Origin of the sequence: Mycobacterium palustre, assembly GCF_002101785.1 — a bacterium.
GTDB classification, from domain to species: Bacteria; Actinomycetota; Actinomycetes; order Mycobacteriales; family Mycobacteriaceae; genus Mycobacterium; species Mycobacterium palustre.
Window position 1 is genome coordinate 140,630 of the sequence record NZ_LQPJ01000124.1, and the last position, 10,883, is coordinate 151,512.

The window sequence follows — 10,883 nt, forward strand, 5'->3', positions numbered from 1 at the left end:
GTGACCACGGCGCTGGCATTCTCGTGTGATCGCTACACGCCCCCTGCGGTTTTCGGGCAGGCGGCCGGGACCGCTTTGGACAGCGGCGCCATCGACGAACTGCTCGTCTGGGATCAGATGACCAATTTCTGGCCGCGACAGCTGTGGTGCCCCGGCAATACCCCCATGGCGTCGGTCATGCCCGACCTGGACTCGTACTGCGACGCGTTCGCGATGAGCGCCTACCTCGCGGCGAAGGCTCCCGGCCTCGGCGTGACAATCAGCACCGACGCCATCCGGCGCGGGCCTGCGGAGCTGACCCAAACCATGATGACTCTGGCCAACCTCACTGACGGTCGCGCGAAGATCATGATCGGAGCGGGCGAGGCTAAACAAATAACGCCTTTTGGGTGGCGGAGGTCAGAGGGTCTAGAACGTCTCGAAGATCAGTTCAAGGCCTTCGACGCGTTCTGGAATACCGACGGACCCGTCAACTTGGCAGGCAATCACTGGACTTTCAAAAACGCCTGGCTGGGTGAAGCGCGTGGTCACCGACCTACCGTCTGGGCGTTGGGGGGAGGCCCAAAGCTTCTCGACCTCGCCACCACGTACGCCGACGGATTTTCTGCCATCGTGCCCTGCGTCGCCCCGAACGTGGATTCGTGGGCTCAAACGGTTACAACGCTCAAGACCGACTTGGAGCGGAAAGGACGTGACCCGGAAGCCTTCGAATTCGGCATCTGGTTCATGTCGTTGATCCATGAAGATGAGCAACTCCTCGAAGAGGCTTTAGACAATCCGCTGATGCGCTGGATGGCAGGAGTCTTCGGTCGTGTCGACCAAAGCGCATGGGACGCAGAGGGAATGGAACCGCCGCTGCCGAGAGACTGGCATTACGCCATCAAACTGCTCCCGGTTCAATGGACCGACTCCGAGATCGACGGTGTGCTCAGTCGCACAACACATGAGATGGCTCAGAAATCATTCGTATACGGCACCCCGGCCTCCGTCGCCGATCAGGTGGCGCAATATGTTGAGGCTGGGGCCACCTGGGTCAGCGTCTGCGACATCCTGCCCCTCATCCTCGACCCCGCGGACGCACAACTCGGACAGCACAGGAACCTCGAAGTCTGTGCCCGTTTGAAGAAACACGGATGACGCGGAGGATGAGCAAGCAGTATTCCTACGACGACGAGGGCAGCCACGAGCCGGCCAGCGACGATCCCGACTGGCAGGAAAGTGTGTTCGTGCACTGGTATGACCGCGCCGCCGGGATCGGCGGAGTCAGCCGGATCGGCCACGAACCGAACCGACCGGGCGGTGGCCGGTCGGCGCTGCACTGTTTCGTGGCGACCACCGACGGCATCCGCTTTCGTCGCAACGATTTTCAACTTCCCTTCGAGCCGGCCGCATCACCACGTGGATTTCGCTCCGGCGGCTCGGAGTGGCATGTCGACGCGGGAGCACCCAGGCTGGTAATCAATGAACCCGGCGTGCACGTCGACTTGCGCATGGACAACTTCTATCCGCTGACCGACTTCTTCCCACCCAAGGGGAGCATGACTGAGGATTTCGCCAAGGACCACTACGAGACGTCGGGACGTATCCGCGGTAGCGCCCGCATCGATGGCCGGAGTTTCGACGTCGACGGGATGTACCATCGCGACCACTCGTGGGGTTTACGCAAGACGATGACCCTGAAGAGCCACCGGTGGATCTCTGGAACCTTTGGCCCGGACCTGTCTTTCGGTTCAATCATCTGGCATGCCGCCGACGAGTCGATGGTCAGGGTCGGCTATCTCGTCCGCGACGGAGAGGTCAACTACGCGGCTGACGTTGACGCCGTGACGTTTCTCGAGCCCGATGGATTGACGCACCGAGGCGGCGAAGTCCGCTGGTGGATGCCCGACGGAGATGTCTTCGAGCTTCGGGCCGAACCCGTCGACGCCGTCGTGGCCCATCTGCACAACGCCTACTACGTCGACTCCATCTGCGACGTCCGATTACCCGGCGCCGACCGTTGGGGGATCTGCGATTTCGAAATCAGCAACAACGCTCGATTAGGAACCGCGCCCGTCGGCACTTCAATCAACGCTGCGCTCGCCAGCGGCCTGACGAAAAGGCAATGACCATGAGCGTCTTCGATCGAAAATCGCCGCGGTTGCCCGCCCGAACCGAGGCGACGACTAGCACGGACGCGAACGCTACGACTGAGGTGATGCCCTCTGCTGCAGCAGGTTCGTCACCGAGAAATATATGTTGACGTTGCGAAATATTCAGCAGCACGCTGCGCGGGGGATTGTCAGGTGACGCGGGTAAGCGACATGCTTGAGACGCTGGACACGGTTGATCCGCGACCGGGGGTGCGGTGGACTACCGGGAACATCGCCGAGGCTTTTCCTGGCGTGTTCACCCTGTTCGGCATGACGTTCGCGTTTGAGCCGATGGAGATGTCATTCCGGCGTCTTTTCGTCGACCTGGGGGTCTTCGCCCGTAACGAGCTGCGGGTGCCCGAGGATGTTGAGGACTGCTTCCTCACGGTGTTCTCCGGTTGGGGCGCAGGCAATATCGACAAATTCCGCGAAATCGCCAATGTCATGCCGGGGACTACCGCAAAAGCCGTCGAGCAGCAGCTTTTCGGGTATGCGCGGCCTGAGACCGTCGACGAGAACACCCGGAAGCGCTACCCGGCGATCATCGTGAAAGCCCCGCGCTGGATGCTGCGCACCCCCAAGCGGCATAACGCGATGTTCGCCGAGCTCCGAAGATGGCGGCTCGATCAGCTGTCGAGAATCCCCAATCTCGACGAGAACGGTTGCCTGGCAGTGCTTGCCGACTCGCGGCGCCGCTTCGAGGACATGATGAAGATTCACATGGGCGTTGCGATGATCAGTTCCTCGATCGCCGAGAAAGTCGCTGCTGCTGCTGCCGCCGCCGGTAAGCCGGGACTGGAAGCCCAACTGCTCTCCGGCGTCGGTTCCGATGAAAACGAGGTCGCATACGATCTGTGGGCATTGGCGCACAACCAGACAACGGTCGGCGAATTCACGGACCGGCACGGCTACCACGGCCCCAACGAGGGTCAGTTGATCGGCGTCACGTGGCGCGAGAACCCCGCTCCCGTCCTGGCGCGCCTTGACGACTATCGGGCGATTGACGCCGCAAGCCCGCGTGCACCACGCAACCGCAGCGCCGCGCAAGCGGCCGCCCGCCAGCGGGCGCTCGCCGAACTGTTGGCCGCGACTCCTAGATTCAAGCGTCGGCTTACTGCGATGATCGTGAAACTGGCGGCCCGTTTCCTGGCTCTGCGGGAACAGGGTAAAGCCGGTTACCTGCTCACCTACGACGTGGCTCGTGCGACGGCTCGTAGGCTCGGTGCGTTACTCGTCGAACGCGGCATCATCGCCGACTCCGACGATGTTTTTCACCTTTCGTATCAAGACCTGGTAGCTGGAATATCCGGCGATCAGCGGGCCGCGGTCGCCGATCGGATGGCGCAGTACGCCGAACGTCAAACTATTCGGCTGCCCAAGGCATGGTCGGGCAGCCCGGAGATCACCAAGCTCGCAACGGCTACCGGCAAACTGCTCGACGTCGGAGGGATAGTGGCCGGCGTGGCCGCCAGCGGCGGCATCGCCGAGGGGCGGGCGCGGGTGGTGCGTGACCCCGGCGACGTGGACATCGACGACGGTGACATTCTCGTGTGCGAAACCACCGACCCGTCCTGGGTGTCACTGTTCCTGGTGGCAGGGGCGGTGGTGACCGACCACGGCGGCATGCTGAGCCACGGCCCGATCGTCGCCCGCGAGATCGGCATACCATGCGTGTGCGGTACCGAAACCGGCACCAACCGCATCCCCGACGGTGCGCAGTTACGGGTCAACGGCGATGTCGGCACTGTCGAAGTGATTGGGTGATACGCCCAATAAGAGCGTTCCTGCTCGTGATGCGTGACTTCGCCCAGTCTTGCCGTGTATGCGGTTGAAGGGCGGCCGCGACGTAAGACGCTTCGACTCGAGCTGTGGCGGGGTTAAACCGCCGGACCGCCACCGCGCGCCACTGGTCGACTTCTCCGGCGAGAAGTCCAAAGTGTCTTAACGCTGTTCGTCGCTCGTTTCGGTTTTCACATGAGATCTGCGCTCAAGATCCACCCGAAACACGCTGAGGAACCACCCCATCCGCCGACTTGAATGGACTGAGGCAGGACCGGTTCACCATTTTTTGAGTCTATGTTAAATTACAGAAGTGACTGAAGCCTTTATCGTTGACGCAGCTCGTACACCTGTGGGTAAGCGCGGTGGTGGATTCGCTGACGAGCACCCGGCCGACATGGCCGCCCACGTGATTCGTACTGTCGTCGATCGACACGACATCGACGCCGAGTCGATTGATGACGTCATCCTGGGCTGCCTGGACAACATCGGTTCCCAGGCCGGCGACATCGCGCGGACAGCGGCCCTTGCGGCTGGCCTGCCCGAGTCGGTTCCCGGCGTCACGATCGACCGCCAGTGCGGATCCGCTCAGCAGGCCGTGCATTTCGCCGCGCAGGCCGTGATGAGCGGAACTTCTGATCTGATCGTCGCGGGCGGCGTGCAGAAAATGAGCCAGTATCCGATCTTGTGCGCTTTCGGGGCAGGTGAGCCCTTCGGCGCGAGCGATCCATGGACTGGATGCCGGGGATGGGAAGCTCGGTTCGGCACCCAGGAGATCTCACAGTTCCGCGGTGCGGAGATGATCGCCAGTCAGTGGAAGCTGAGCCGCGAGGACAACGAGAAATTTGCGTTAACCAGCCACCAGCGCGCCGTGGCAGCTATCGCCGACGGCCGATTCACAAGGGAGGTAACGCCATACGCGCGCGTCACGGTGGACGAGGGGCCGCGCGCCAACACCTCACTGGAGAAGATGGCGGCCCTGCCGACCCTGGTTGAGGGCGGAGTGCTAACCGCGGGGGTGGCCAGCCAGATTTCCGACGGGGCGGCGGCACTGCTGATCGCGTCGGAAAGCGCTGTCAAGCGGTTCGGACTGACACCGCGGGCCCGAATTCACCACATGTCCGTGCGTGGCGCCGACCCGGTGATGATGCTTACGGCCCCGATCCCGGCCACCCGACACGCACTCAAGCGAACGGGACTCTCGATCGACGACATAGATCTCGTCGAGATCAACGAGGCGTTTGCTCCGGTGGTGCTCGCCTGGCTGGCAGAACTTGAGGCCGACCCGGATCGCGTGAATGTGAACGGTGGAGCGATCGCGTTGGGTCACCCCATCGGCTGCACCGGCGCCCGCTTGATGACCTCGCTGTTGCACGAGCTCGAGCGAACCGGCGGCCGCTACGGACTGCAGACCATGTGCGAGGGCGGCGGTCAAGCCAACGTCACGATCATCGAGAGGCTCTAGGCGGTGCGCCGAACGCTCTACGGCCCTGACCATGAGGCCTACCGCGAAACGGTCAAGGAATTCTTAGCCCGAGAAGTGGTCCCGCACCAGCACGATTGGGACCGAGATCACCGGATCGACCGCGACGTGTTCGCCCATGCAGCCAAAGCGGGCATCTACGCATTGGAGGTGGACGGACGATACGGGGGTGCCGGTGAACACGACTACCGCTACCGAATGGTGGTCTGCGAGGAGATCGCCCGAATCAACGCTTTGTCGTTCGGCTTGACCATCAGCCTCCAAGACGACCTCGTGTTGCACTACCTCCTCGATCTCACGTCTGAGGAACAGAAACAACGTTGGTTGCCGGGCTTCGCCTCCGGTGAATTGATCGGCGCCCTCGCTATGACGGAACCGGGTACCGGCAGCGATCTCCGAGGGATCCGCACCAGTGCTCGCCGCGACGGCGACCACTGGGTTCTCAACGGGCAGAAAACGTTCATTTCCAGTGGGATCATGGCCGACCTCATCGTGGTAGCCGCTTGCACCGATCAAGAGGCGGGCTCGCGAGGCTTCAGCTTGTTCGTTGTCGAGCGCGACACCCCAGGATTCAGACACGGACGCCAGCTGGACAAGATCGGGCTACCGGCCCAAGACACTGCCGAGTTATTCTTCGACGACGCTCGCGTACCAGTCGAAAATCTGCTCGGCAAGGAAGGCAGCGGCCTCCAATACTTGATGAGCCATTTGCCGCGCGAGCGATTAGGTGTTACGGCACAGGCTATCGCGACTACACGCGCAATATTCGACCTCACGGTCGAGTATTGCCGACAGCGCAAGGCATTCGGTCAGCCGCTGACCGCAAAGCAACATATCCGCTTCGAACTGGCAGAGATGTCAACGGAACTCGATATCGCGGAAGCCTACGTCGACAAATCGGTAGAAGCGTTCAACGCGGGTGAACTTTCACCAGTCGATGCGGCAAAAGGCAAGTGGTACGTCAGCGAGCTTCAACACCGCCTCATCGACCGGTGTCTGCAACTCCACGGCGGATACGGCTACATGCTTGAATACCCTGTTGCCCGAGCGTATGTCGACACCCGAGCGCAGACTATCTATGGCGGCACGACGGAGATCATGAAGGAGCTCATCGGCCGCGAGGTCGCCGGCTCGGAACCGACTTCCAAACGGAGATGAAGTGACGCCGTTTTCATCTCGGTGTCCGCGCCTGCTACCGCTGCCACTGGCGAGGGGCTCGGCCGGCATGCTGGAACTTTGCCGTGGCGGGGTGACGTTGCCCCCCGCTACGGCAATGCATATGTTGATCAACGGCATTGAAGCCCGTGGTACACCGCAGACGGACGCAAAGCCAAACGGCGAAGCGATACGCCGCAGGTCCGGCTCCCGAGGAGAAGAGCTCATGAGTGACCTCGCCTGAAGCTGCAATGGCAGCCGCCGACAATCAAAGTATCAGCGAACCGACCAAAGTCGTTTTCGCTCAAGAGGTTATACTGCGGACGTGACTCGGCAGAAGATCCTTATCACCGGTGCGAGTTCCGGCCTGGGTGCCGGTATGGCTCACGCGTTTGCGGCCAAAGGGCGCGACCTGGCACTGTGCGCTCGGCGTACCGACCGGCTCGCTGATCTCAAAGCTGAGCTCGTGCAACAACATTCTGATGTAAATGTTGCCATCGCAGCGTTGGACGTCAATGATCACGAGCAGGTGCCGAAGGTGTTCGAGGAGCTGTCGGATGCACTCGGCGGCATCGACCGGGTGATCGTCAACGCCGGCATCGGCAAGGGTGCGCGCCTGGGGTCGGGCAAACTGTGGGCCAATAAGGCGACTCTCGAGACCAACTTGGTGGCGGCGCTGGTGCAGATCGAGACCGCGCTGCAGATTTTTCATGAGCAGGGATCGGGGCACCTGGTGTTGATTTCCTCGGTGCTCGGCGTCAGGGGAGTGCCGGGCGTGAAAGCGTCTTACGCGGCCAGCAAGGCTGGGTTGAGTTCGCTGGGCGAAGCGTTGCGCGCCGAGTATGCGCGTGGGCCGATCAAGGTTTCGGTGATAGAGCCCGGTTATATCGAGTCGGAGATGACCGCCAAGTCACAGACCACAATGTTCATGGTGGACAACGAGATTGGGGTCAAGTCGTTGGTTTCGGCGATCGAGCGCGAGCCGGGACGGGCGGCTGTGCCCTGGTGGCCATGGGGGCCGATGGTGCAACTCATGCGGGTACTGCCGCTGCCGCTGATCAAGCGCTTTGCCTAACGCTTGGCGACCCCACACTGGGCGATCGCACGCAGATACCAGGCTGAACAGCAGATTTCGGCATACTCACCACATATGGCCTAACCTCGCCATGGGCGACTAGCGTGGTTCGTCGGTGTACCGCTCCTGTAAGAGTTCACCGGAGCTGACGCCCTTATTGCACTTACGGCATGTCGTGGTGCCGGTTGCCGCATGACGGCGGCGCGTTTCCCAGATAGACGAAGTTGCCTAGTTTCGGCACCACCGTCTGGTTCTCGGATCCGCCATGAAGATGAGAAAAACGGCTCCGCCATTTTGTTGAGAACTCTTCAAACTTGCCGGTAGAGGCACCGCCGCGCGCCACGGAGTTTGAGAACCTACAATTCTCATTTCCGATGTCCAAATCTCATATGAAATGTCCACCCGATGTCCAATTGGACATCCTGAATGAGACGACCCCAGAGCTGCTGCTGCCGCAGCAGCCGCGCCAATTGTGTGACAACACGTCTGGCGGCCTTATCTATCTTGTGCGGGATGTGGCATCACGGCCTTCCGCCACGCCCAGGGCGCCAGATTCCGAAAGGGGTCGGTTGCGCGAATCGCAAGCAGAGCGGCAAGATTGGATTCTAGATCCGTCTTCGCGGTCTCTCTGACTTTTGTCAGCCACTCGTCGTGAGGGGTGCCCTTCGGCCTTGTCGTGTCGATGGGACGCGAGAAGCGCGCATAGAGGCGTTGAGGGCGGGGCAGCAGCGTCGGGCCTATACCGCGTGACAGGGGCAGCAGCAGATCAGCGTCACTGCCCAGCCATCTGCTGACTTTCTTGTTGAGCTGCGCCCACGTGCCATCGCTGGTGGTGAGAATCTTGTACATGTCGTCGCCACCGACAACGGCAGCCGTGACGATCGGGTAGTTGTGCTCGATGGCGAGGCGTGCGAACCCTGCCCGGTCACCCCACTGCAGTGTGTTGAGTTGGTCTTTTCCCTTACCGATTTCTCGTGCACCACCGGGAAATACCAGGATGGGCTCGTTAGCGCGCATGAGTTCGGCGGTGCCTTCGCGGGTGCCGACGATGCCTCCACCGGCGGCCAGCACATCGGCCGCCAAGCCTGCGAACCGGCCGAACCGACGATCCATCAACGCACGTACTCGCCGGCCCAGGTGCCGCTGAACCTCATAAAGCAGCAGCAGGATTTCACTCGATGGTGTATAGCTGTGATTGGCCACCAACAGGAATCTGCCGTCTGAAGGCAGGTTCTCCAACCCGTCAACATAGGGCTTGTAGACGGGGCGTACCCGATCCCATTGGTGTGCCAATCCGAAGAGGGCACGTTCGATCGCGGCTTGTCGGCGCGCGCGCTGGTCATCAGCCGTTGCCGAGAGTAGTTGTCTTGCTGGTGAATTCATCTCTTCGTCCCTAAATACGGGGGCTTATCGTTGCGTCCTTTGTGAAAACCGTTGGTGGAGAGGGCGATCGAGGCGTCTGTCCACATCAGCTGGCCCGCGGTCGAGTGAACACTATGCCGACGTGTCCCGGTCGCAGCCGACAAGCGGACAACGGCAGGAATTCGACGCCCATGCGCGGATCGGCGGCTTTGCCGAGGGCGATGAACGCCGAGCGGCTGTAGGCGCGCAGCGCGCTGATGTACGCGTCGTGCATGACGTGTTTCAACGACGGCCGCACCAGCGCGAGTGCGGCCGCGAACGGCGCCAAGATCAGCGGTGTGAGCAAGAGCTGCACCGACCGCGGCCGGGGCAGGTCGATCACCAGGAAGCGCTTGCCGACGCGGGTGGCTTCGGCGATCGCGCGCACCGCAGTCGCTGGCGGCAAATGGTGGAATGCCTGAGCGAATACCACCAAGTCGTAGCTGTCGTCGGGCGCGTCGATGGCGGTGGCGTCGACGACCTGGGTTCGCGCCCGGGGATCAGCACCCAGGGGACCGGCAGCAATGTTGGCGACCGAGGTCGGGTCCAGGTCGCTGACGGTGACCGTCGCGGTGGGATGGGACGTGAGGATCTCGGCGGAGAGCTTGCCGTGCCCGGCGCCCAGCTCCAGAATGCGCGGGTTGGCGATGTCGGCAACGATGTCCAGGGCCGTGCGGGCATTCCTTTCGTGATACCCCGCACGGGTGCCCATCCGATCCAGCGCTGCGACCACGGTCTGCTTGACCTCGTCGGGGATGTCGTAACGGTCGGTGTACTCCAACTTCTCGGTCTGCAACCGCCGATCGAGCCAGGAAGCATCCGGACCACCCCTGGGCATCGACGCGATCGCCGGATCCACTGTTAGTGCCTCGCTCATCGCACCCTCTCCATATTTAGCCGAGGTAAGCTGACAGCCACGACAGTAGCAGACGAACTAGTTCGTTTGGTACGTTGTTTATGTGAGAACCGCCACCGAGCTGCGCGGCGAGATCTTGCAGGCTGCCGGGGCAGAGTTCGCCCAGTACGGATTGGCCGGCGCGCGCATCGACCGCATTGCGCGCGTCGCCCAGGCCAGCAAGGAACGCCTCTACGCCCACTTCCGCGACAAGGAAACTCTGTTCCGCGAGGTGGTGGCCGCCGGCAACCGCGAGTTCTTCAGCGCGGTCACGTTGCGCCCCGACGCTGTTCCCGACTTCGTCGGCGGCATCTATGATCTGGCGCGCGAGCACCCGGAACACCACCGCATGATCAGCTGGGCCCAGCTGGAGGGCATCGCACTCGACGAACCCCACGCCGAGGGCCAACCTGCCTTCGCTCAGCATGTCGCGGCCATCGAAGCCGCCCAGGCCGACGGCCACGTCGACGGCGCTTGGCAGCCCGACGACCTGCTGATTGTGCTCTTCGGCATCGCACTGGCATGGGCCAACTCACCGCACCCCGACGCCGCGACCAATGACCCCGACGCCAATGCGCGCCGCCGCGCCGCCGCCGTCGAAGCTGCGCGCCGTATCATCGCCCCATCGAAGTAGCCGGTTGTGGCGTCTGGAACCCATTGCCACCCAGCGCTTCTCGGCTTCAGCTCGCAGGCAGAGAACACGACTCAATCGGGGCCGCGGCGTCGACGCGCGACGGCCAGCAGTGTAGTACACGATCGCGCACCTTGTCGGACGACCAAGCGCGATCTGAATTGGGCTGGCGCGCAACATTTTAGAGAATCTTCAGTACTTAGTCGCAGATAAGTCCTGAAACCGGCGCCACTGTGACGCTCGAGTATGGGCCGCGGTCACGTCCCGTGGAGTGGTGTAAGAGCGGTCGCGTGTCCGCGTGTGGCTCTGTGGTAGCCACTATGCCGTGAGAG

9 protein-coding genes are annotated in these 10,883 nt (G+C 62.2%); 7 read left to right on the forward strand and 2 right to left on the reverse strand.

What is annotated here, in order from left to right; all coding sequences use genetic code 11:
- From AWC19_RS20925 to AWC19_RS20950, 6 genes are all read left to right on the forward strand, one after another.
- The gene (locus AWC19_RS20925; protein ID WP_014711293.1) at positions 1-1,137 is read left to right on the forward strand and encodes an LLM class flavin-dependent oxidoreductase; all 1,137 of its coding nucleotides are present in this window, start codon (positions 1-3) and stop codon (positions 1,135-1,137) included.
- Positions 1,138-1,145: 8 nt separating this feature from the next.
- Positions 1,146-2,108, forward strand: a complete 963-nt coding sequence (locus tag AWC19_RS20930; protein ID WP_014711294.1) for a DUF7065 domain-containing protein — start codon at positions 1,146-1,148, stop codon at positions 2,106-2,108.
- Positions 2,109-2,303: 195 nt separating this feature from the next.
- Entirely contained in the window at positions 2,304-3,896 is a 1,593-nt protein-coding gene (locus AWC19_RS20935) for a PEP-utilizing enzyme (protein ID WP_142281325.1), read from the forward strand.
- A gap of 328 nt (positions 3,897-4,224) precedes the next feature.
- A complete protein-coding gene (locus tag AWC19_RS20940; RefSeq protein WP_014711296.1) occupies positions 4,225-5,376 on the forward strand; it encodes an acetyl-CoA C-acetyltransferase in 1,152 nt (383 codons plus the stop codon).
- 3 nt (positions 5,377-5,379) lie between these two features.
- Positions 5,380-6,552, forward strand: coding sequence for an acyl-CoA dehydrogenase family protein (locus tag AWC19_RS20945; protein WP_085079904.1), 1,173 nt, complete (start codon positions 5,380-5,382; stop codon positions 6,550-6,552).
- Between the two features lie 322 nt (positions 6,553-6,874).
- Complete coding sequence (locus tag AWC19_RS20950) at positions 6,875-7,624, forward strand: SDR family oxidoreductase (RefSeq protein ID WP_085079905.1); 750 nt, start codon at positions 6,875-6,877, stop codon at positions 7,622-7,624.
- Between the two features lie 495 nt (positions 7,625-8,119).
- On the opposite strand, the gene AWC19_RS20955 is transcribed toward AWC19_RS20950, so the two are convergent.
- Complete coding sequence (locus AWC19_RS20955; RefSeq protein ID WP_009974249.1) at positions 8,120-9,007, reverse strand: lysophospholipid acyltransferase family protein; 888 nt, start codon at positions 9,005-9,007, stop codon at positions 8,120-8,122.
- An 85-nt stretch (positions 9,008-9,092) separates the two neighbouring features.
- The gene (locus tag AWC19_RS20960; protein ID WP_011723329.1) at positions 9,093-9,902 is read right to left on the reverse strand and encodes a class I SAM-dependent methyltransferase; all 810 of its coding nucleotides are present in this window, start codon (positions 9,900-9,902) and stop codon (positions 9,093-9,095) included.
- A gap of 82 nt (positions 9,903-9,984) precedes the next feature.
- Between AWC19_RS20960 and AWC19_RS20965 the strand changes: the two genes are divergently transcribed.
- Positions 9,985-10,554 (forward strand): TetR/AcrR family transcriptional regulator, encoded by a 570-nt coding sequence (locus tag AWC19_RS20965; protein WP_009974253.1) that lies wholly within the window; start codon positions 9,985-9,987, stop codon positions 10,552-10,554.
- The last annotated feature ends 329 nt before the right edge of the window (positions 10,555-10,883 follow it).